Annotated in this window: 18 protein-coding genes; 3 read left to right on the top strand and 15 right to left on the bottom strand. The window is 44.7% G+C overall.

Annotated features, from left to right (window positions below):
- The 13 genes from rcsF to rsxA all read right to left on the bottom strand — a co-directional run bounded on the left by rcsF (position 1) and on the right by rsxA (position 15,173).
- Positions 1 to 369, bottom strand: coding sequence for an Rcs stress response system protein RcsF (gene rcsF / locus FNC98_RS05885; protein WP_185968079.1), 369 nt, complete (start codon positions 367 to 369; stop codon positions 1 to 3).
- A 169-nt stretch (positions 370 to 538) separates the two neighbouring features.
- Positions 539 to 2,938, bottom strand: coding sequence for an ATP-binding protein (locus FNC98_RS05890; protein WP_143580381.1), 2,400 nt, complete (start codon positions 2,936 to 2,938; stop codon positions 539 to 541).
- A 196-nt stretch (positions 2,939 to 3,134) separates the two neighbouring features.
- Entirely contained in the window at positions 3,135 to 4,979 is a 1,845-nt protein-coding gene (locus tag FNC98_RS05895) for a DUF885 domain-containing protein (protein WP_143580382.1), read from the bottom strand.
- A 92-nt stretch (positions 4,980 to 5,071) separates the two neighbouring features.
- A complete protein-coding gene (locus FNC98_RS05900) occupies positions 5,072 to 6,412 on the bottom strand; it encodes a M28 family peptidase (protein ID WP_143580383.1) in 1,341 nt (446 codons plus the stop codon).
- A 90-nt stretch (positions 6,413 to 6,502) separates the two neighbouring features.
- The gene (locus FNC98_RS05905; RefSeq protein WP_143580384.1) at positions 6,503 to 7,045 is read right to left on the bottom strand and encodes a YaeQ family protein; all 543 of its coding nucleotides are present in this window, start codon (positions 7,043 to 7,045) and stop codon (positions 6,503 to 6,505) included.
- 142 nt (positions 7,046 to 7,187) lie between these two features.
- A complete protein-coding gene (gloA, locus tag FNC98_RS05910; RefSeq protein WP_143580385.1) occupies positions 7,188 to 7,577 on the bottom strand; it encodes a lactoylglutathione lyase in 390 nt (129 codons plus the stop codon).
- Between the two features lie 9 nt (positions 7,578 to 7,586).
- Positions 7,587 to 8,222, bottom strand: a complete 636-nt coding sequence (nth, locus tag FNC98_RS05915) for an endonuclease III (protein WP_143580386.1) — start codon at positions 8,220 to 8,222, stop codon at positions 7,587 to 7,589.
- Between the two features lie 11 nt (positions 8,223 to 8,233).
- Complete coding sequence (locus FNC98_RS05920) at positions 8,234 to 9,028, bottom strand: electron transport complex subunit E (RefSeq protein WP_143580387.1); 795 nt, start codon at positions 9,026 to 9,028, stop codon at positions 8,234 to 8,236.
- Positions 9,021 to 9,659, bottom strand: a complete 639-nt coding sequence (gene rsxG, locus FNC98_RS05925; protein ID WP_143580388.1) for an electron transport complex subunit RsxG — start codon at positions 9,657 to 9,659, stop codon at positions 9,021 to 9,023. Before rsxG ends, FNC98_RS05920 begins: the two co-directional genes overlap by 8 nt.
- Positions 9,656 to 10,720: an electron transport complex subunit RsxD gene (gene rsxD, locus FNC98_RS05930; RefSeq protein WP_143580389.1), complete on the bottom strand. Its 1,065-nt coding sequence runs from the start codon at positions 10,718 to 10,720 to the stop codon at positions 9,656 to 9,658. Before rsxD ends, rsxG begins: the two co-directional genes overlap by 4 nt.
- A 2-nt stretch (positions 10,721 to 10,722) precedes the next feature.
- A complete protein-coding gene (rsxC, locus tag FNC98_RS05935) occupies positions 10,723 to 14,028 on the bottom strand; it encodes an electron transport complex subunit RsxC (protein ID WP_143580390.1) in 3,306 nt (1,101 codons plus the stop codon).
- A 9-nt stretch (positions 14,029 to 14,037) separates the two neighbouring features.
- Positions 14,038 to 14,592 carry an electron transport complex subunit RsxB gene (rsxB, locus tag FNC98_RS05940; protein WP_143580391.1) on the bottom strand — a complete coding sequence of 185 codons (555 nt, stop codon included), beginning with the start codon at positions 14,590 to 14,592 and terminating at the stop codon, positions 14,038 to 14,040.
- A gap of 2 nt (positions 14,593 to 14,594) precedes the next feature.
- On the bottom strand, positions 14,595 to 15,173 hold the full coding sequence (gene rsxA, locus FNC98_RS05945; protein ID WP_143580392.1) for an electron transport complex subunit RsxA: 579 nt from the start codon (positions 15,171 to 15,173) through the stop codon (positions 14,595 to 14,597).
- 406 nt (positions 15,174 to 15,579) lie between these two features.
- On the opposite strand from rsxA, the gene FNC98_RS05950 reads away from it, so the two are divergent.
- Entirely contained in the window at positions 15,580 to 16,830 is a 1,251-nt protein-coding gene (locus FNC98_RS05950; protein WP_143580393.1) for a cyanophycinase, read from the top strand.
- A gap of 92 nt (positions 16,831 to 16,922) precedes the next feature.
- Here the strand turns inward: FNC98_RS05950 and FNC98_RS05955 are convergent, their stop codons facing one another.
- A complete protein-coding gene (locus FNC98_RS05955) occupies positions 16,923 to 18,119 on the bottom strand; it encodes a PQQ-dependent sugar dehydrogenase (RefSeq protein WP_143580394.1) in 1,197 nt (398 codons plus the stop codon).
- On the opposite strand from FNC98_RS05955, the gene FNC98_RS05960 reads away from it, so the two are divergent.
- Positions 18,089 to 18,535 (top strand): hypothetical protein, encoded by a 447-nt coding sequence (locus FNC98_RS05960; RefSeq protein WP_143580395.1) that lies wholly within the window; start codon positions 18,089 to 18,091, stop codon positions 18,533 to 18,535. The genes FNC98_RS05955 and FNC98_RS05960 overlap by 31 nt on opposite strands.
- A 1,101-nt stretch (positions 18,536 to 19,636) precedes the next feature.
- Here the strand turns inward: FNC98_RS05960 and FNC98_RS05965 are convergent.
- Positions 19,637 to 21,544 carry an EAL domain-containing protein gene (locus FNC98_RS05965; protein ID WP_143580396.1) on the bottom strand — a complete coding sequence of 636 codons (1,908 nt, stop codon included), beginning with the start codon at positions 21,542 to 21,544 and terminating at the stop codon, positions 19,637 to 19,639.
- A 491-nt stretch (positions 21,545 to 22,035) separates the two neighbouring features.
- On the opposite strand from FNC98_RS05965, the gene FNC98_RS05970 reads away from it, so the two are divergent.
- The gene (locus FNC98_RS05970) at positions 22,036 to 22,431 is read left to right on the top strand and encodes a diacylglycerol kinase (RefSeq protein ID WP_143580397.1); all 396 of its coding nucleotides are present in this window, start codon (positions 22,036 to 22,038) and stop codon (positions 22,429 to 22,431) included.
- Position 22,432 lies beyond the last annotated feature (1 nt).

Here is a 22,432-nt window from a genome sequence, read left to right on the forward strand (position 1 = left end):
TTATTTCGGTTCAGTAGTTAATTGATACGCTTTGCCGTAACAGACCAATAACTGATTACACTGCGGTTCATCGATATCAATGCAGGAGGTAAATACCACGGCATTAGCTTTTAGCCCTGCAGCTTTCTTACGGGCTTCTGTTCGAGCATCGGCTTCACTGGCTGGTGCATCGGAAGCTCGCATCTGACAACTTTCACCTTCCACCAGACCGATAAACTTTGCCGGTCCTGGCAATTCATTCGTAGAGTTAAATACCTCTACAGAACCCGCTGCAAAATATTCGGTGAAATTGTCTTCATCAAGATTGGTTTCCACCTGCATATTGGTTGAGCAGCCAGCCAGGAAACTAAGCCCCAGAGCCAAACTCATTGTTTTTGTTATCATTGTCATAAAATTGTCACAATTGTCCAGTAGCTTAGTATTGTATACCAATTCTTTTGGTCGTTTGAATTGCTATATCTTTGAAGTGCTCCGTTCGGCGGGTTTGCTTAGCCCGCCTTTTTTCTTTTTGCGCCGCTAACCTATCATGTCAGACACATCAACGCACATATTTGTGCAACATTTTCTCGATATCGGCGAGTAGGAAAGGTTTTGCGAGAAAATCGTTCATACCGGAATCCAGGCATTGTTGGATATGGTGACTCTGGGCATCTGCGGTCAGGGCAATGATCGGGATATGATCAAATTGACTGTTTCGCCGGATTTCCCGGGTGGCTTCATGACCATCCATAACCGGCATATGCACATCCATGAATATCAATTGATAATCGTTGTGCTGCAATGCTTTTAAAACCTGTTCGCCATTTTCGGCAATATCCACTTCCAGACATAGTTTTTCCATCAATCCTTTAGCCACAAGTTGGTTCAATTTGAAATCTTCTGCAAGCAGTACCTTAGTGCCCGGGAAACAGGCACTGGCGGATTGCGGTAGCGCTTCGCCGTCGCTGGTGAACAGTATTTTTTCAATATCCTTAAATACCATTGGTGCCTGTATCTGCAACAGTTCGTCCTTGAATGAAAATAGCTCACGGATCCCGGGTTGATTGATATTGGTGATTAGAATCAGCTGCGTATTTTCACTATCTAACCAGTGTTGATTCTTTTCGATTAACTCTTGAAGGGGTTGATCATTACTGCCACAGGCATCAATGATAATCCATAGGTTTTCATCGTCGTCCGGTTGCACTTCGCCCAGGGTTTCTAATGGCGAGTAGCGAAATGCGACGCCATAGTGCTCACAGTTATTACGGAGCAGATTAATGTGATGACTAATAGAGGCAAATAAATAAATGGCCAGCTTGTCAGGTACATCCGGAGAATCATGGACGGTGCATCGATTCGGTAAAATTAAACTAAATGTACTGCCGGAGTTTTGCCTCGATGTAACCTCTATACGACCGCCCATCATATTGGCAAGGCTCTGGCTTATCGCCAGTCCAAGGCCGGTGCCGCCAAACTTTCTTGATGTGGAATTATCCGCCTGACTAAAGGGATCAAAAATGGCCTGCAATTGCTCATCGGATAAGCCAATCCCAGTATCTTGCACATGAAAGGCTATTTCGTCTTGTTCATCCATCAGTTCGAGTTTCACCTCAACCCTGCCATGATTAGTAAACTTAATGGCATTAGAGCACAGGTTGAGCAATATCTGCCCAATTCTTACTGGGTCACCCTGATAGGATTGATTGAAGCCTGGCGGAATATCAAAATAGAAGCCTAAGCCTTTTTCCTGAGCCTGAATGGCTAGCACATTGCTCAATCGCTCAAAGATGGTCAGCACGTCAAATTCCAGTTCTTCAATTTGTAATTTGTCACTGTCAATTTTCGAAAAGTCGAGTATGTCATTGAGAATATCCAGTAGCTGTCGGGACGAAAGCAGTATCTTATCGACATAAGCGCGGTCTTCAGAGGATAGACCCTGTTGCTGCTGTAAAAGCTGGCTAAGGCCAATGATGCCGTTCATCGGCGTGCGAATTTCGTGGCTCATATTAGCAAGAAATTCACCCCGGCTTTTGTTCGCCGCTTCCGCCTGTTGCTTAGCAGCATTGGCAACCAGTGCCTGTTGCTCGTACTGCTGCACGGTTTCGGCAATGTTATCCTGCATCTGGTTCATGGCCCGAACCAACCACTTGATATCAGCAACCGAAGACTTGAGTTTTACTCGTGAGTTAAAATGTCCTTCAGAAATGTTTTTGGCGAGTTCCACCAAGCGGGATATTGGTCGACTGACATGCCTGGAGATAAAGAAGCTACCGATTAACAGCACTAAAATTAATGACAATTGGACCGTAGTTTTACCGATTCGAAAGATCTTAGTTTCGGATTCCAGGCTATCGATTTCCAGAAAGTGCCAGGCGTCGTAATCTGCCTCAAATTTATCGATATGATCCATTATCTTGGATTTGGTCTTCAGGTACTTACTGCCATAAAGAATAGTCAAGGCGCGACGTTGACCATTAACAGGGTCATTTTCAAAGATGTTGATCGCCCGCTCTTCCATGTCGACAAGCTGATCGGAAAGCAGTGCGGCCTGGTTCAGTTCCAGTAATATCTCTTTTGGGGACATTAAGTGTTGTACCAGTTCACGAATCGGGATGCTGTGATGGATGCTTCTCAGTCGCTCTGTATGGTACTTATCCCAGTAAATACTGAAAAAGTTTTTCGGCCGCTCCCTGCGTCCATGCCAAATATCAATGACTTCATAGAAATAATCTTTGTAAGCGGTATCGCCGGTGGTGATATAGGTTCTTGAGGTACGGGTATGTTTGTTGGAGGTGTCGCGCATCAGGCCTGATAACTCGATCACAGCCAAACGATCATCGTGAACAGCGATCAGCTCTTGTATCGCTTTATTGTAAAAATGAAAGGCAACGATATTGGCGACGATTAAAAACACCAATAACATTAAAAATCGTACTAAAAAACGATTAAGGGTCATTGGATGGCGCCATTGGCAAACGTTTAAACATAGCTTAAGTTTATCAGGGGAAAACCAGATGGTAGGAAAAATTGCGTTAATGCTCGATTAAGCTGTTGATTTAAATGGTAAGCAGGCCATACGCCAAGTTATAACGTCGTACAAAAAACAAAGCCTGCGTTACGCAGGCTTTGTATATTCATTTGAGGCTGATCGACTACGCGTCTTTTTTCTCTGCGATGTATCTGTCTACCATGTCTTCAACGACGAATAGCGGTAGCGGACCATTTTTCAGGTAAACATCGTGGAATTCACGGATATCAAACTTGTCGCCAAGCTCGTCTTGAGCTTTGTTACGAAGCTCAAGAATTTTGATCATACCAATCTTATAAGCGGTTGCTTGAGATGGCATTACCGCATGACGTTCAACCATCTTAACGGCATCAGATTTAGCGTTTGGTGTGTTGTTTACGTAGTACTCGATACCTTCTTCACGGGTCCATTTCTTAACGTGCATACCCGTATCTACAACCAAACGACACGCGCGCCATAATTCCATTGCCAGACGACCAAAGTCTGAGTATGGGTCTTCATATAAACCGATTTCTTTCGGTAGAAACTCGGTGTATAAGCCCCAGCCTTCAGAGTAGGCAGTAAAACCTGAGAACTTACGGAACTTAGGCAGACCTTCCAATTCCTGAGAAATGGCTAGTTGCATGTGGTGACCAGGGATACCTTCGTGATAGGCAAGCGCTTCCATCTGATAGATAGGCATAGCTTTCATGTCATAGAGGTTGGCATAGTACATACCAGGACGTGAACCGTCTGGAGCCGGGCTTGAATAGAAAGCTTTACCTGCAGATTTTTCACGGAACGCTTCTACACGCTTAACAACTAAGTCCGCTTTTGGCTTAACAATGAATAGCTCATCAAGACGAGATTTCATGTTGTCGATATAAGCCGTTGCTTCGTCAAGGTAGCGTTGTTTACCTTCTTCAGTATCCGGGTAGTAGAACTGGTCATCTTCACGCATAAACTGCATGAATGCCTGTAGGTCACCCTCAAAACCAACCTTGTCTTTGATGACACGCATTTCACCGTGAATACGGGCAACTTCGTCAAGACCAATCTGGTGAATTTCTTCGGCAGTCAGGTTAGTGGTGGTGGTGTTCTTCAACGCGTTGTTGTAGAACTCGAGACCATTCGGGAATTTCCAGGCACCGGCATCAGGAGATGATTTGGTTTCAAGATTAATCAGATAATCGATAAGGTCCTGATAGGCAGGCTGGACGCTGGTTAAAAGTGCTTTTGACGCATCGTCAATTAGCGTTGCTTTTTCTTCGTCAGAAATCTCAAGCGCATTTACTTTCTTACGAAAATCCGCCAATAACGTTGAATCTTCACCTTTTGAGAATGGCGCGCCAACTAAGATGTTCTGAGAATCACGAATCACGTGTGGGAATACAAACGACGGGGCAATGATGCCTTTGTCTTCACGGATCTTAAGACCAGCAACTAGCTGCTCAATAACCGTGTCTACACCGTTTAAGCGGCTAACATATGCTTGCGCATCTTCAAGGCTTTTAACACCGTGTTGGTTAATCATAAACGATGGAATGTTAGAGTGCATACCAAACATCTGGTTAACCGGGTAGTTGTGATAACGCCACTTGTGGTCGTCAATGCTCTTTTGCATTTGCTGTTCAGCTAGCTTGTAGCTGATTTTGGTTTGCTCGTCTAAGGCTTCATAATCGAAGGCACGTAACGCCGCAAGGTTTTGCTTGGTTAATTCAAGTTCTTCAGCAGCAGCCTGCTCAGAATTATCATCCCATTTGCCATAATCTTTTTTGATACCTAGGTAAGTCTGGAATTGTGGACTGCGCATTACCGCATCCATAAATACCGTCTCAAAAAATGCATTTAGCTTTTCTGATTCTGTCTGTACCGCCGCTTGTGCTGTTGCTTCTTCAGCTTTTGCAGAAGTGGTTTGATTATTTGCTGTTAAGTTACAGCCAGCAAGTAAGCTTGCTGAAACTGTAAGAGCAATGAGTGATTTTTTCATGTTTGCTACAACTCTTTGTCTTGGGGCGATACACATAATGAAGCGAAACCGCTTGGCTGTGATCACCTGGGTTAATTTTAATGCTTTACGGGTTAGAAAAAGTTGCCCTTGGTACGAGCCGGCATCGGCTGGATGCGCTCAGGCGTCTGCTTACCATTAATAATCGGCTCACTGACATGGGCTAAGACCTTAATAATTTCGGTCATTTGTTCAAGGTCCAGTGTCGATACTTCATCACTAACCTGGTGGTAATCCTGATCTTTAGAGATCTGGGTGCTGGAAATACTGTGTGCAGGTACACCTAAGCGTGCCAGGGATGCATTGTCCGAGCGATAAAATAGTTGAAAATCCGGATACGGATCTGCCTCAATGCGATAATTTTCATCTTTCAGGTATTGCGGCAGGTTTTCATTTATCAAGGTGCCAAGGTTAGAACGGTCCATGCCGGTCATCCACATCTTACCCGGGCCAAAGGCAGATGCTTTACCAATCATTTCAATGTTAAACATGGAAATCATTTGCGCTGCATCTATGGTAGTACCGAAATACTCAGAGCCCAACAAGCCCATTTCCTCGGCAGTAAAGGTGATAAACAAAATGCTACGTTGGTTATTACTTTTAACGCTGTAATGACGAGCCAGGTTCAATACCGCTGAAACGCCAGATGCATCATCGTTAGCACCGTTATAAATGATATCGGCACCGTCTTCATTCGACAGGCCATGAGTACCTATGTGGTCATGATGTGCAGAAAATACCACGTATTCATCGGCAAGGGATTTACCTTTAAGTACCGCAGCAACATTCTTCAGGGCGACTTTACGTTGTTCGAAACCGCCTTTGATAGAGGCTGAATCTACGGATTGCGCATCGTTTAATGCGAAGACCAGTGCCTTACCATTTTGCTTCGTTAGCGATTTGCTGCCGCCTTTTAAGTAATTGGCAAAGCCACTGAAGATTTGTTGATGAGCTTTATCTACCAACACCAGATGGCTTTCACTTTGGCCATTCAGTTCGCTAATTCTCGCGCGAAAGTCATCATCTGCTTTGATGCGGGTAATGTTGACATCATCAAGTTGCCAATCGATGGCAGATGCACTGCCTACCGCGAATAGCTTTTCTGCAGCCACCGGCTTTTCGTTGATGTAAACGGTGAAAGGTTTCGGCTGATATTGATATAAGGTGAAGGTTTGAAAATAACTATCGCCAAAAAACGGCTGCAGGCCTGCTGCTTTTAACTCATCGGCAATGTACTTTTCGGCAATTTTAATTCCTGTTCCATCGGCTGAACGACCAAGGGTTTGATCACCAGCAACGGCCAATACATCAGCAGTTACGCTTTCGAGGCTGATAGCTTCTGCTGCGGCCTTGGGCAGACATTGAGCGAGGATAAGGGCGATTGCGCCGACAGTTGAGTGTAAGGAATTCTTCATCTTGACTTAGTTATCTTTATAATGAGTTATCTTTTTCGTAAGGCCAGAAACATATCGAATTTAACCAGTTTGAACAATAGCTGGCATGGTTTATGTATCATCTTGTAACAAATTAATGTCAATGGATAACGCTGTGCTTTCATTACCAACCCAGATTTGTGAGCCATCGATGGTAAATTGCAACTCCATACTGCGTTGGATCAAATCGCCTAATGCATTACATTGTTCTTCATTAATCTGGTAAACCGACAGGTTTGAAAACTGAGAGGCTTTATGTTGAATTTTCTGCCACCAGATATCACTGGCGCTACCGTAGGCATAAATGACAACCTTCTGAGCGCGGTTACTGGCTTTTTTCAATCGCTTTTCGTCCAGTTGCCCAAGCTCTACCCAAAGCTCAATCTCTTCACTGTAGTTCTTGACCCAGATATCCGGCTCATCGTCGGTTGAGATGCCTTTACACAACTCCAATTGCTCGTGGTATTGATGGGCAAATGCCAGAAGTCTGAGCATCATCCGGCGCTCAGTTTCTGAAGGGTGCCTGGCTACGGTTAACTGCACATGCGGGTAGATCTCCCGATTCAGGTCGGTTATCTGCATCGATGCTTTATAAATGGTAGATTTTTGTGCCACGTTGATTCCTTGGCTATCGTTTCGTTGCGATGGGCAGAGATGATAACCTGTTAGTGAAGAAATACGAAGGGGCGAGAGTTTTGGATGATAAATTTTACACTCCAGGTAAGGGCAGGAGTGCAAACAATATGGGACAGAAGAGCTAGTCTTCCTTGGCTTGAATCAATTCAATCGCATAGCCATCGGGATCTTTAACAAAGGCGATTTCGGTAGTGCCGCCTTTAACCGGTCCTGGTTCACGGGAAATAACGCCACCCAACGACTTAATTTTTTCACAGGCGGTGTAAACGTCATCTACTTCAATGGCAATGTGGCCGAACGCGCCACCCAGATCGTAATTTGTTACGCCCCAGTTATAGGTCAGCTCTAGTACTGTTGAATTAGCCATGTCGTCATAGCCCATAAATGCCAGCGTGTATTGATATTGCTCGTTATCGGAACGGCGCAACAGACGCATACCTAACACGTCCTGATAAAAGCTAATTGAACGGTCAAGATCGCCTACACGGAGCATGGTATGTAGAATTCTCATGTCGATTCCTTAATCTGATGTCTTTTCTTTAAATTCACAAAGATCTTCAATGATGCAAGATGCACATTTGGGCTTTCTGGCCACACAGGTATATCGACCGTGCAAGATCAGCCAATGATGAACATCAACCTTGAATTCTTTTGGGACAACTTTTAATAGTTTTTGTTCCACTAAATCGACATTTTTGCCCATCGCAAACTTGGTACGATTGGAAACGCGGAAGATGTGGGTATCTACCGCAATGGTGGGCCAGCCAAACGCGGTGTTTAACACCACATTTGCGGTTTTTCGTCCAACGCCTGGTAATGCTTCCAGCGCTTCCCTGTTTTCCGGTACTTCACCGCCATGTAAATCCACCAACATCTGACAAGTTTTGATGGTATTTTCGGCTTTTGAATTAAACAGGCCAATGGTCTTGATGTAGCTTTTCAGCTTTTCCAGGCCAAGGTCTAATATCGCCTGCGGCGTATTCGCTACCGGGAATAGTTTGTCTGTCGCTTTATTAACGCCAACGTCTGTTGCCTGCGCTGATAACAGTACAGCAATCAGCAGTTCAAACGGACTGGAGAAATTTAGTTCTGTGGTTGGATGCGGATTGTTATCACGTAACCGGGTAAGGATTTCTAAGCGCTTTTCTTTATTCATTATTGTTCTTTTTAGCCTTCGAAGTTCACTCGTACACGGGCGATTTCTTTCGGTTTATTTTGTTTCGCCAGTTTTTCTGCCTGGCGATTATCAATAGCATTTTTTGCGGCAATTAAGAAGCCCATGGCAATAAATGCACCTGGTGGCAGAATCGCCAACAGGAACTGAGCGTCAAAATCAAACACCTGGATTTTTAATACCTTAGCCCAGTCACCCAGCAATAAATGGGCGCCATCAAATAGCGTACCCTGACCGAGAATTTCCCGCAGTGTACCTAAGGCCAATAATACTAAGGCAAAGCCGATACCCATCATTAGACCGTCAAAACTTGCCTGTTTAATTGGATTTTTCGAGGCATAGGCTTCGGCGCGGCCGATGATCGCACAGTTAGTCACAATCAAAGGTAAGAAGATACCAAGCGACTGATAAATGCCGTAGGCATAGGCGTTCATTAGTAACTGCACGCAGGTTACGAAAGCGGCAATGATCAAAACAAAAATTGGAATACGAACTTCTTTTGGCACCCATTGGCGGATTGCCGAAACGGTGGCATTAGAACAAATCAATACCAGCAAGGTAGCAAGACCAAGGCCCAGGGCGTTGGTGAAGGTGGTCGTTACTGCAAGCAGCGGACAAAGGCCGAGAAGTTGCACCAACCCGGGGTTATTTTTCCATAAACCCTGCCAAACCAGCTCGCGATACTCGCCCGGTTTTCTTGGTTCACTGGTGTCTGGCTTGTCGACGCTGTTATCGCCAGGTTCGTCACCTGGGTTAACGTTTGGCGTATCAATTGATGGTTCAGCCATTTTCACCTCGGCAGGACGTCGTGTTATCTAATATCTCGGTTTGATTCTTTTCAAAAAATAGCATGGTATTTTTAACGGCATTGACCACAGCGCGAGGGGTAATGGTTGCGCCGGTAAACTGGTCAAACATACCACCATCTTTTTTAACCGCCCAGCGACTGTCTTTGTCACTGGTCATTTTTTTATTCTCAAAGCGATAAATCCAATCGGATTTACGGGGTTCAATCTTGTCACCTAAGCCCGGAGTCTCCTGATGTTCAAGCACCCGAACACCACTTAAACTGCCATCTTTGTTAATAGCGACCAACAATTCAATATTGCCGTTGTAACCATCCGGGGCGACACTGGTGATAGCTACGGCCACAGTCAGGTTATCCTGACGCGCAGTGTAGACGGTCTGCGGCTGAGTGCTGCCCAGTAACTCTTTGTCTTCGACATGCTGACAGGCCATGTAGATATCATTATTAAAGCGAGATGGGTTAATAACCTGATACAAGGTATTTAACAGTTGCTGCTCCGCCTGACGTGCTCGGGTTTCTGCGGTAAGCAAATCCACAAGGGCCACCATCAGGGTACAAACTAAAGCAAATACCGCTAATATCTTCGCGTTTGATTGAATAGCTTGTTTCACGACTCACCTCCGCGATTGTGACCATAGGTACGAGGGCGGGTGTATTGATCGATCAAAGGTACGCACATATTCGCTAACAGCACAGCGAATGCGATGGCATCCGGATAGCCGCCAAAGCTACGAATAACACAAACCAGCAGGGCAATCAGCAGGGCAAAAATAATACGACCTTTTTGCGTTGTCGAACCACTTACCGGGTCGGTTATGATAAAGAAAGCGCCGAGCATAGTACCACCGCTCAACCAGTGAAACATGGTTGAAGCTGAGCTGTCTGGGCTGGCAACATAGCCAATAAAGGTAAACAGTAACATGCCACCAAGGAAGCTCGCTGGCAGGCGCCAATCAAGGGCCTTTTTGTAAATCAGGTAAAGACCACCGACTAGAAATCCTAAGTTAATCCATTCCCAACCATGGCTGAAAAACTGACCGAATACCGGGTTTACCATACTTTCCTGAACCGTCAGGCCACGACCGATATCGGTTTTCAGGGTATCTAGTGGCGTTGCCATGGTGACACCGTCGATGTTCATCCGGATCTGTTCAACCGAGAAGCCATCCCAGGTAAAACCGGTAAATATCAACCACAGGGTATTAAAGAAGCTTACTGGTTCAGCGATTAAATCCGTTGCTGGTGCCCAGGAAGTCATTTGTACCGGGAATGAAACCAGTAATAACACATAGGCTGCCATTGCCGGGTTAAAGATATTAAATCCCAGGCCGCCATAGAGCTGTTTCACTACGCCTATGGCAAATACACTGCCAATGGCGGTTATCCACCAAGGCGCAAAAGAGGGGATGGAGATACCAATCAGTACGCCGGTTAATACCGCCGAATAATCGGAAATTTGTGCCTTTATGTTTTTATCGCGAATCGCCAAAAAGGTGATTTCAGCCAAAACGCAAAAGGTGACTGCCAAAGCAATCTGAATTAAATTGCCCCAACCAAAGAAATACCATTGCGCAAGGATGCCAGGCAGCGTTGCGAGAATGACCAAGCGCATCAGCTTTGGTGTTTCCGCCTGGATGTGGTTATGTGGGGAGCTTGCTATCCAAAATGCCATGTTTAGCTATCTGCCTTTTCTTGTTTCTTTGCATCTGCCCGAGCTCTGGCTTTTTCAACGGCCTGGGCAATCTTTGCTTTTTTATCTTCTTCACTCACGGCTTTTGATTTTGCCGCGGATGTTTTTGTCGTAGCTTGACGATCGGCTCTGTCAGCCCTATCGGCATCAGCGAATAAGTCCGCTTGCTTAGCTTTCGCCGCAGTTTTTCGGGTTGTCGTGGCTTTTTTGGTAGTCGCCTTAACCTTTGACTCGTCGGTCTTAGTGGTGCGCTTTCGAGTTACGGTTTTTTTCGCTGCCGTTTTGGTTTTTGTGGCGGTCGTTTTTGTCGCCTTAGCCTCTGTGGCATCACTGCTTGTTTTAGTCGCAGCGCTGGTTCTATTCGTTTTGGCTGTCTTGGTTTCAGTTGTGTTCGGTTCAGCTGTCTTCGCTTTAGTCGCTGTGGCTTTTGTTGCCGCAGTTTTTGCTGTTGACGCCTTTGTAGTTTTGCTCGCCGCTTTTGTCGTCACAGGTTTTTCAGCGGCCTTAGTCGCGGCTTTGCGAGTTGCCGGTTTTGCTTTTTCCGTACTGCTCGCTTTAGTGGATTTAGCGGCAGCTTTTGCGGTCGCTGGTTTCTTAGTTGCAGCGGCTTTTTTCGTTGTCGTCGTTGCTTTTTTGGTTGCAGCCGCTTTTTTAACTGCAGCTTTCTTAACGGGAGCTTTCTTAGCTAATGCTTTCTCTTCTGGAGTTTTTGAAGATGCGGCCTTTTTCGTTGTCGCAGCTTTCGTTTCGGCCTTTTCTGCAACCGCTTCAATCTTACTAGTCGCTTTTCTTGTGGCCGATTTACGAGTGGTTTTTGGTTTTTCAGCCTCTGCGACAGCCTCTGACTTTTCTTCGGCAGGTTTTGTCTCGGTTACAACCTCTGCAGCTGCCGCTCTATTCGCGCCAGGCTTAGCTTTCGATTCAATCTCAGCTTTAGCTTCTGCGATTTCAGGTTTTGCCGCCGCTGCTTTCTTGGCTTTAATTCGCGCAATCGCTGCCGCTTTGGCATCGACTTTTTGATCCGCTTCAGAAGTTTTTTCACTGTTATTTGAGCTATCAGACGGTACTTCTTGCGGCTTTTCTGCCTTAGCTTCAGCCGCTTTCTTGGCTTTGATTCTGGCAATAGCCGCCGCTTTCGCATCGACTTTTTTATCCGCTTCTGAAGTTTCTTCGCTGTTATTTGAGCTATCAGATGTTACTTCTTGCGGATTTTCAGCCTTAGCTTCTGCTGCTTTCTTAGCTTTAATTCGCGCAATCGCTGCAGCTTTGGCATCGACTTTTTTATCCGCTTCAGCAGTTTCTTCGCTGTTATTTGAGCTATCAGACGGTACTTCTTGCGGCTTTTCTGACTTAGCTTCTGCCGCCTTCTTAGCTTTGATTCTGGCAATCGCCGCCGCTTTCGCGTCGACTTTTTTATCTTCTTTATCCGATTCTGCTGGTGTTTCAGTTGCTTTGGCTTCCGCAGCTTTCTTCGCTTTTATACGAGCAATGGCTGCGGCTTTCGGATCTGCCTTTTTCGGAGCGCTGGATGACTCTTTAGAATCGTCTGAAGGTGCTTGTGAATCAACAGCTTCTACATTATCGGCATTATCTGCAGGGCGCTGGAATCTAGTTGTATCCGCTTCTTTCTCGGCTTTCTTCTGCGCTGCAAGACGTTTGGCTTTGGCCCTGGCGATCGCTGCTGCGGCCGCACTTTTCACGGAAGAGGTTGCTTCGGTATTGGCGTTAGCATCGGCAGCTGCATCGGTAGCACCTTGTTGCGCTTTCTTGGCTTTAACGCGGGCTAAGGCAGCGGCAACGGCATCAGATGCACCGCTGGTTGCCGCTTTACTGCGTCTGGCTTCTGCCGCCAGACGTTGTTTCTCTTCCCTGGCAAGTTTCTCTTTCTCAAGACGCTTTTTACGGGCCTCAAAACGAAGTTTGGCTTTTTCGGCTTTTGCTTCCTGAACCTTTTTCGCCTTAATTTCAGCTTTTGCTACCCGGTAGTATTGAACCAGAGGAATGTGGCTTGGGCACACATATGCACAGGCACCACAATCAATACAATCGGAAAGGTTTAACGCTTCCAGTTGATCATAATCCTTAGCTTTGGCGCTCCATTGTAATTCCTGAGGTAGCAGGTTACTGGGGCAAACTTCCGCACATTGGCCACAACGGATACATTCAATTTCTTTGCTGGCTGGCGCAATTTCTTTCGTCGTTGGCGCCAGGATACAGTTGGTAATTTTTACCACCGGAACCTGCAACGACGGCAAGGTAAAGCCCATCATCGGGCCGCCCATGATAATACGTTGTTGCGGCTGATGCTGATAACCACATTGTTGCACCAGGTGCTGAATTTCTGTGCCTAGCAGAGCCCAGACATTCTGAGGTTTTTTCAATGCCGTACCGGTTACGGTTACGACGCGGCGGATCAGAGGAATGTCGTGGATAATCGCTTCTGCGATAGCAAATACCGTGGCAACATTTTGCATGATGATGCCAAGGTCAATTGGCAATGAGCCGCTGGCAACCTCTTTTCCTGTCAGGGCTTGAATCAGCTGTTTCTCACCACCGGTTGGATATTTGGTCGGCAGCACGCAAATTCTGACTTTTTCGATATGCTTAGTAACGGTTTTAAGCGCCTGGATTGCTTCCGGTTTGTTGTCTTCAATACCAATCAGAATATATTCAGGTTCGAGCATGTAATCGAGGATTTCAATGCCATCGGCAATGGTTGCTGCGTGTTCACGCATTAACAAATCATCGGCAGTGATATAAGGCTCACACTCAGCGGCATTAATAATTAAATACTTAACACCGGCCTGATTATTCACTTTGATATTGGTTGGGAAACCCGCACCGCCCATACCGGCAATACCCGCCTGGGCAATTTTCGCGACTAAGTCAGTTTTAGATAGCAAATGGTAATCGGTATTGATTTTGCGAGGCTGCCATTTATCTTCACCATCTGGCTCGATAATGATGCACAGCTCAGCCATTGCTGAAGGGTGGGCAATGGTCGATTTACGTATATCGGTAACCGTACCTGAAGTCGGGGCATGCACTGGCACCGTCATTGGTGTGGCAATGCCGGTAAGTGGCTGACCTTTTAATACCTTATCGCCCGGCTTAACCAGTATATCGGCAACATTACCAATGTGTTGTTGCACCGGCAGGATTAATCGTCCCGGCAATGGCAATGGACGAATAGGCTTATCGTTACTTAAAAACTTCTGTTCCGGCGGGTGAATACCGCCGCTAAAAGACCAGAATTTATTGTTATCAATACGTTCAATGACAGATTCCATGACTACCTCTTAATCTATCTGAACGACTTCAATGGCATCGAGATCCCATTGCCAGTTCTGTAGGGTTTGTTTAACCGGAACCATTTCTATACAGTCGACCGGGCAAGGGTCGACACAAAGGTCGCAACCCGTGCATTCATCGGTTAGTACTGTGTGCATTTGCTTGGCAGCACCGGTGATAGCGTCTACCGGACAGGCCTGAATGCATTTGGTACAACCAATACAGTCTTCTTCAATAATAAATGCCACTTTTGGCGTGTTATCCTGCTCATGGCTTTCATCCATTGGGATAGCATCCACACCCATTAAATCGGCAATGCGTTTGATGGTGTCATCGCCGCCTGGGGCACATTTGTTGATGGCATCGCCATTGGCAACAGCTTCTGCATAAGGTTTACAACCGGGGTAACCACATTGACCACATTGGGTTTGTGGCAGCAGGGCATCTATTTGTTCAACTAAAGGATCGCCTTCTACTTTAAAGCGAACCGATGCATAGCCAAGCATGGCGCCGAATATGACCGCAATGAACCCGAAAATTAACAGGGCAATTAAAATACTCATGGTTATTTCACCAACCCGGTAAAGCCCATGAAGGCTAATGACATCAAGCCTGCGGTTATCATCGCAATAGCAGCTCCCTGAAATGGCTTAGGAACGTCGGCATTGGCCAGACGCTCGCGCATTGCCGAGAAAAGAATTAATACCAGAGAAAAACCGACAGCGGCGCCGAATCCGTAGACAATGGACTCGAAGAAATTATGTTGTTCGTACATGTTGAGTAAAGCAACACCTAATACTGCGCAGTTAGTGGTGATAAGAGGAAGAAAGATACCTAGCAGTCGATAGAGGCTGGCACTGGTTTTATGAACCACCATTTCGGTAAATTGCACCACAACAGCAATAACCAGGATAAAGCCCATGGTTGTCAGGTACTCAAGACCGAAGGGTTTTAATAAATAGGTAGAGAATAAATAACTGAGCAATGAGGCCAGGGTTAACACGAATGTGGTCGCCAACGACATCCCAATAGCGGTCTCCGTTTTAGAAGATACCCCCATAAACGGACATAAGCCGAGGAATTTTACCAGAACGAAATTGTTAACTAAAACCGTGCCAACTAAAAGTAATAGATAATCAGTCATTTATCATAAATACATCGAAAAATTACTCTTATTATCCTTGTTTATCTGTGATTTAACAACTTGTAGTTTGTGGGGTTATTTTAGTTGCTGAAAATATAAACAGAGAATGCTGAGTATTTGTCTTAAGGGCAGGGATTAGGATTGATATCCCGGCTTATTTTCAATAGAAAAGGGTTATTTGCCAGCAGATTGAAAAAAGTTTCATTCGCTTTTTGTACATAAGTATTTGCTCGCACATTATTTACCGACAGTCATCATCGCGAAGCAATGGAATTTGCCGTCATAGGCCTGAATAATTACCCGAGTTAAAGAACAATCGACTTGTTTTTGGGGTTTGACAGTTAGTTTTTGAAACCGTAGTTTGTTTTCAATTTAGCAACGCTTAATCCTGGTTTTGAGGTAAATAATGAAAATGTTAAAGGCGGCTGTTTCAGTAATCTTTTTAGGTGCTTACAGTTTAACTGCGGTAGCGAGTGAATCTAATCAAGGGCAATTGGTTATTGCTGGCGGGGCGATAAGTCATAAAAGTATTGAGATTTTTGAAACCTTTGCCCAACTATCCGGCGGTGAAAAAGCCAAAATTGGGGTAATTCCAGCCGCTTCTGGTTCAATCGGCAAGCAATACAAATTACTGCAGCAACAATTTTCAGCCGCCGGGGTTTCTCTGAATAACATTCAATTGTTACCACTGGCGACCAAAGACGATAAAAATACTGACGTTGATGAGGGCAGCTGGATTGATAATGGTAATTCCGAAAAGGTTGCTGCGAGTATTAACGGCTTAAGTGGTATCTGGTTTATTGGTGGCGACCAAACCTTAATTACTAAAGTGCTACTCAACAACGATGGTTCCGACACCAAAGTGTTACAGCAGATTCGTAAGGTGTTCGAGAGCGGTACAACTATCGGCGGTACCAGCGCTGGGGCAGCAATTATGTCGAACATTATGATTGCTGGTGGTAACAGCCAGGGCGCGCTATTTTCAGGCTTTAAACATGAATATACCAGCATGGATGAGCAGGAATACGGCCCGGCGGCTACCACAAAGGGGCTAGGGTTTTTCAAAGATGGAATTATCGATCAGCACTTTGATCGCAAAGGTCGTCTCGGTCGTTTGCTCGTTACTCTGCTGAACGAACCAGAGTACGGACTTGGCTTCGGTGTTGATGAAGGCACGGCGATGATCGTTGATGGCAGCAGTATTAACGTTATTGGGGAAGGGGGCGTTACTATTGTTGATGTCGAAAATGTTACCGGCTATCAGACAGGAACCTTTCCGGTTAAAGCCAACAATATTCGCCTGAGCTTCTTGCAACCTGGTGATAGCTACGATTTAACCTCGGGTAAATTAACCAAACGCCAAGGGGCTTATGAAACGGTCTCTAAAGAATATTTTAATGTACCGGAGCAAAGTATTTCCGGTTTGGTTAACGCCAATCGTAATCTCTACCAATTTATCGGTTATGACCTGTTAGACAACAAAGCCACAAACCAGGTGTCTTCCTGGTTAATCGATGGCGATAAGGCCATCAAGATGACCTTTAGTCAGGATGAGAAAAGCCAGGGTTATTGGAATACCGATGTAACTGCCGATGTCTATAGTTTTGAAAACGTGAAAATGGATATTCAACCGTTGAAAATCCGTATTTCGGAATAAGTTCGGAATAAGTAAGAAAAGTTATGAGCCAAGGCTTTTGCGATAAAGGATGTTTCTGCAGCACGAAGAAACATCCTTTCCCCTAATCTTGATTAATCGGCTTCAATCAACAGAAGTTTGGCATCTTTACCATCGGTTAGGACCGCGACATTACCATCTTCTGTCACCAATACATCTCTTAGGCGTCCAGTCACTTCCGGGAATACCTGGTATTGAGAAAACTTACCATTGGCTAAATCAACCGCATAAAGCTTGCGGTCTACCAATGTGGTGATTAAGGCATGTTCTTGCAGGGACGCAAAGCCATTGTCAGCAGAGCCATAGTAGGCCATTCCCGAAGGAGCAATTGAAGGTGTCCAATCAACAACTGGCTTTTGCATACCGTCATACTCGGTGAATGGAGAAATACGCGCTTGCGAGTAATCTTTTCCATAGGTGATAACCGGCCAGCCATAGTTGGTGCCTGGGGTTAAGTAATTTAATTCGTCGCCACCTGCCGGGCCATGCTCATGGCTGACAATTTGTTTGCTATCGTAATCATAAATCAGCCCTTGAGTATTCCGGTGGCCAATCGAGAAAACCGCATGAGCGGTTGGGTTTTCATCATCAATAAAAGGGTTATCTTTGGGAATACTGCCATCTAGATTTATCCGCAATACTTTACCAAGTTGAGAGCTTGGAACCTGAGCCTGTTCACGGTAATCAAAACCATCGCCACTTGTGAATAATAGGGTATTGTCCGGAAGAATAAGCGCACGACCCGCATAGTGTTGAGGGGTACCTTTATCTGTGGCTACCTGATAAATAATTTCCGGTTTGGAAAATTTGCCACCGTCAAATGTCGCTTTCGCAATCACCAAGCGGTTGGCTTTTAGCTCTCCCTGGGCGTAAGTAAAAATAACCTCATTTGACTCGGTAAAATCCGGAGATAACAGGATGTCGAGCAAACCACCTTGGCCTGCGACATATAAACCATCGAGATTGAGGTTAACTCTGGATTGCTCAGGACCTTTAGCAATAACTACATGACCGTCTCGTTCGGTGATTAACCAGGTGCCATCCGGCAATGCGACCATACTCCAGGGCGATTGCAGTTCACTGGCGACAGGGGTTATCAGATAATCTTCATCGGGCAATGCGGAATGAGCGTTCAAGGAAAAGGTGGTAAATATAGACAGTGCTATAAAAGGGATGAATTGTTTAAGCTGCAAGCCTTTGTTAGGGTAAGAAAAAAACTTTACGTTAAGTTGAGATAAGCATGCAATTTTTGACACGTTTCCTGCTTCCATTTTTAGTTTCTTGGTTGCTTACATTTTCTTTAGCTAGCTTGTTCCATAGCCAATATGTTGTCAATCAATTAGTTAAGGTTGGCGTGGTAGTCGAATTTGGCGACCGCCTGAATTTAACGTTCGACGATTGGCTGGGGTTATTACCGACATACGGCACGATAATCGCCGTTGCCTTATTAATAGCTTTTGGTATTGCCGGTTGGATTTCCAAAAAGCTCGAGAATTACAGATTGCCCTTATTTATCCTGGCTGGAATCGCCGCGTTTATTACGGTATTGCTGGCCATTGAATCCATCATGAATATCAACATTATTGCGGGTGCAAGAGGTTGGGGCTTCTATGCGCAACTATTGGCAGGTGCTATTGGTGGCTATGTTTTTGCTAGGATGAGTGCGGTTAAATCCGCCGAGAGCTAATTTTCACTAAATGGCACTTTAGGGCCCCTCAGAAATTAGAAAAATGAAGTTAGCAATCAAAAACATTTTCTTATTGATGACTTTAACAAGTTACTTTGCATCGCTGATCATTTATATACTGGATCTTCAATATGAGTCAGCTTTAGGCATTGTGGCCTATCTTATAATGGTGTTAACCTCAATCGTTCGCTTTGGAATCGTAAACAACGTATTGTTTGACTTAATTGGACTGAACATTGGAAACTATAATGTTGTAGTTGGGTTCATAGCATCAATCATTGTAGCGATTTTCGCAGATTACTTATTTCGGCTCTGGTTAAACAAAAGTAAGCCTAGTAATTTCTGAGTAAGTAATCCGCGGAACATAAAAATGTTTAGCTTTTATATTAGATACTGCTAACAAGCGGCTATTGGCACTGAAGAGTCATTCGGCCCAAGCCAAGATTCCCTGTAGTATCAGGGAATGACGCAAGGGTTTTTGCTTTTTACTCGAAGCGACGTTTTTTTTAGCGGGTACAGAATTTCGGTTCCAGACAAATTCTGCATACCAACGTCCATGTCGGTAACCCGGAACAATCTTTGATTGTGTACTCGAAGTGACGTTTTCCGTCACGTACCCGGAGTATCGTTTGCGATACGTACTCAGGGAGTTTTAACTCCCGCTTGTGGCACACTAGAGACATTCGGCTCCAGCTAAGATTCCCTGTAGTATCAGGGAATGACGCAAGGGTTTTTGCTTTTTACTCGAAGCGACGTTTTTTGTCGCGGGTACAGAATTTCGGTTCCAGACAAATTCTGCATACCAACGTCCATGTCGGTAACCCGGAACAATCTTCGATTGTGTACTCGGAGTGGCGCTTTCTGCCACGTTCTAGGAGTATCGTTTACGATACGTACTAAGGGAGTTTTAACTCCCGCTTGTGGCACATCAGAGACGCTCGCCCATTAACTTAGATACCGTGCAGAGTCACGGTATGACTCAAGTTTTTTGCTTTTTTCTCGGAGCAGCGTGTGCTAGGAGCTGATAACACCAGCGTGCTAAGAGTGGCGTTTTCTGCAACGTACTATGAACAATCTTTGATTGTGTACTCGGCGTTTCGCTTAGATACCTTCAGGCTTACCTATGTAATAGCCTTGGCAACCATCTACCAGAATTTCATCAAAGGTATGTTTTTCTTCCTGAGTTTCCACACCCTCAGCCAATACTTTGATGCTCATACGATGCGCTAAATCAATCATCAGACGCAAGAAGTATTGGTTATTCTTATCGTTTTCGATGTTGCGGGTATAACTGCCATCCATCTTAATGAAATCAGGCGATAGCTCTCTAAAGAACTTAAACGAGGTAATACCAACGCCAAAATGTTCGACACATACTTTCGCACCAACACGATGGACCATGTTGATAAAGTAGATACTGTCCTTAACATTTTGCTGTAAACCAAATTCACTTACCTCGAACACTAAGCGTTGGCTAATGTCTTTGTCTTTTAACAGGCGTCTCTCAAGCCAAATAATAAAGTGCTCATCATGGATAGAGCGAGAGCTCAGGTTAATACCAAAAGATTGCTCAGTCAGGTTCTTTTTGCGTATCTCAGATAACGCGGTTTCGATAACCAACCGGTCGATCAGAATAATTTTATCGAGTTTCTCCGCCATGGCGATAAACGACGCGGTTGGCATTTGTTCACCTGCGGTATTGGTAAAACGTGCCAGGATTTCATGGTAGATTCGATTGTTACGGGCATTTGGCTGAATCAACTGAGTTAGCAGTGAAACATTCTGATGCTCGATAACGTAGTCGATTTCCTTGCCCCAACTCTGACTACCGTAGCCCATGGCATTGCTGTCATCCATTTTCTCATAGGATTGGATATACCAGGAATTCTTGTGTTTGGTTTCAGCAATACTGATTGCCGTATCTGCCAGCGCTAGTAATTCCCCTAGTGGACGATCAATTTCAAAATTAACAATACCGGTGTAGGCGACGGAATCAATATCAGCGAGTACCTGATATTCATTAAACAATCCCGTTAACTCATCGGCATAGGTTTGAGAGGCTTTCAAGGTAATGTTGGGAATAAAGGTCGCGAAATCAGAACCATTAAGGCGGAACAGTGATGCGCCCTCAATATTCTTGATTTGTCGTTGCAGAATATTTGCTACCTGACACAGGTAACGGTCACCTTCCTGATAGCCATGCACCTTATTCAGAATTCTTAACTCGGTACAGCGAGTGATGAAAAGTACTCCAAAACTGCTGCCGCGAGTGTGCTTAGCGTACGCAGCGAAGAACTCGGCAAAGCTGTTACGATTAGACAAACCGGTAAGAGGGTCCACATACGCAGTCTGCTTTAATTCTTCAGTTTTTGATACTTTGGTGGTAATGAACTCTTTCAACTGCTGAATGGTAGTGTTCACTTCGTTAAAAGCACTCGGCAACTGGAACTGTTCGATATCCTGTTGGTTATTGATCGCCTGTTTGATTTCTTCGGAGATCATACTGGAAATCTTTTCCGATGCTTTACGATTGGCACGGACAGTCATCCGGGATGTAAGAAAAGTACCGACAATCACCATAAAGATGGTTACCAGAAGAATGAAAATGCTCAGGGTATTAAACCAACTGATTAGCTCATCCTGATTTAAGCGATAACTTACTTTCGCGGTTAATGGTTTCGCGGTGATCGTATGCAGATCATCGGCATGTAACCAACTTGCCAGAGTTGCATAGGCTATTTTACGTTTGCTAAATGTGCCAACGTCATTTTTCGCCTGATCACGAACCGACAAATAGTCGTAATCGTAAGTATTATGTAGAGTCGTAGAGAAACGCTCTAATTCAGAGCCTTGGAATGTAATAGCATGGGTCAGAATCTGCGCTCTGTGCTGTTGATGTTGGTGATCAATGAAACCCTGAAGCCCAGTAAGGCTTAGGGTAAAAAATCCTATGAGAAAGATAACGGCAAAGATGATGTTTTTTGCCAAAATTTTTGCAACTGTCGACATGCGAAAATTCCCCAGTTAGTATTATTTCCCAGTCCTTTACAAATAGTCAGTACTGACTTTTCGCTTCAAGATCCTACGATACGGTTATTATTCGTTCAATGCAATATTGACGTGTGAATTCGTTATCGAGGAATTTAAGTAACTAACTATAATTTCAAAGATTTCCTGAATATTTGAGCGGCGGAAGGCTGACGCTATCTGGTGCGGCATACAAGCTAACCTCCTGAGTATCTGTTTTCACTGCTTTGCGCTTTCGCGAAATTCCGTCAATATTTTATTACGAGTCAACAGCATAATGCTTAGCTATACCTTATAACCAAGAATTAGAGGCAACGGCCATCATCTCACCTGCACTAGCATACTGAAAACGTAATATGATTGAATCCAATTTAGATTAAAATGCGCGCCCAGCTTTTATTTGCGAAGTGTTTAATTAAGCTGTTATTTTATCTACAATTAACTTTCTTAACGAATAATCAGGTTTTCCAATAATGACAACACCCAGTGAACCTGCGGCAAAGCCAAATGGTCAGGGCATCATGCGCATTTATCGCGCCTTCTTCTGTTCTATGCAAGGGTTTCGAGATGCCTTTAAATATGAAGCGGCATTTCGCCAGGAATTATTGCTTGTTATCATTATGTTGCCGTTCAGCTTTGTTCTGGCAACATCGCTAGAAAACTGGCTAGCGATGGTTTTTAGTTTGATCTTTTTGTTGTTTGCCGAGTTAATTAATTCGGCGCTAGAAGCATTAGCAGATAAGGTATGTACCGAACATGATCCGCTGATTGGCCGTTGCAAAGACATCGGTTCGGCCTTAGTGTTCGTGGCGTTTATCTGGTTGCTTGTGCTTTGGGGCACGAATTTGTATTTATTTTTAATGTCGTAAT

This window comes from Thalassotalea sp. PS06, from assembly GCF_007197775.1.
Taxonomy (GTDB): Bacteria; Pseudomonadota; Gammaproteobacteria; order Enterobacterales; family Alteromonadaceae; genus Thalassotalea_A.

Coding starts and splice junctions, on each gene's coding strand:
- rsxB (WP_143580391.1), bottom strand. CDS start 14,592: ATGAGTATTTTAATTGCCCTGTTAATTTTCGGGTTCATTGCGGTCATA.
- FNC98_RS05965 (WP_143580396.1), bottom strand. CDS start 21,544: ATGTCGACAGTTGCAAAAATTTTGGCAAAAAACATCATCTTTGCCGTT.
- FNC98_RS05890 (WP_143580381.1), bottom strand. CDS start 2,938: ATGACCCTTAATCGTTTTTTAGTACGATTTTTAATGTTATTGGTGTTT.
- gloA (WP_143580385.1), bottom strand. CDS start 7,577: ATGAGAATTCTACATACCATGCTCCGTGTAGGCGATCTTGACCGTTCA.
- rcsF (WP_185968079.1), bottom strand. CDS start 369: ATGAGTTTGGCTCTGGGGCTTAGTTTCCTGGCTGGCTGCTCAACCAAT.
- FNC98_RS05920 (WP_143580387.1), bottom strand. CDS start 9,028: ATGGCTGAACCATCAATTGATACGCCAAACGTTAACCCAGGTGACGAA.
- rsxD (WP_143580389.1), bottom strand. CDS start 10,720: ATGGCATTTTGGATAGCAAGCTCCCCACATAACCACATCCAGGCGGAA.
- FNC98_RS05895 (WP_143580382.1), bottom strand. CDS start 4,979: ATGAAAAAATCACTCATTGCTCTTACAGTTTCAGCAAGCTTACTTGCT.
- FNC98_RS05950 (WP_143580393.1), top strand. CDS start 15,580: ATGAAAATGTTAAAGGCGGCTGTTTCAGTAATCTTTTTAGGTGCTTAC.
- nth (WP_143580386.1), bottom strand. CDS start 8,222: ATGAATAAAGAAAAGCGCTTAGAAATCCTTACCCGGTTACGTGATAAC.
- FNC98_RS05900 (WP_143580383.1), bottom strand. CDS start 6,412: ATGAAGAATTCCTTACACTCAACTGTCGGCGCAATCGCCCTTATCCTC.
- FNC98_RS05955 (WP_143580394.1), bottom strand. CDS start 18,119: ATGGAAGCAGGAAACGTGTCAAAAATTGCATGCTTATCTCAACTTAAC.
- FNC98_RS05970 (WP_143580397.1), top strand. CDS start 22,036: ATGACAACACCCAGTGAACCTGCGGCAAAGCCAAATGGTCAGGGCATC.
- rsxC (WP_143580390.1), bottom strand. CDS start 14,028: ATGGAATCTGTCATTGAACGTATTGATAACAATAAATTCTGGTCTTTT.
- FNC98_RS05960 (WP_143580395.1), top strand. CDS start 18,089: ATGCAATTTTTGACACGTTTCCTGCTTCCATTTTTAGTTTCTTGGTTG.
- rsxA (WP_143580392.1), bottom strand. CDS start 15,173: ATGACTGATTATCTATTACTTTTAGTTGGCACGGTTTTAGTTAACAAT.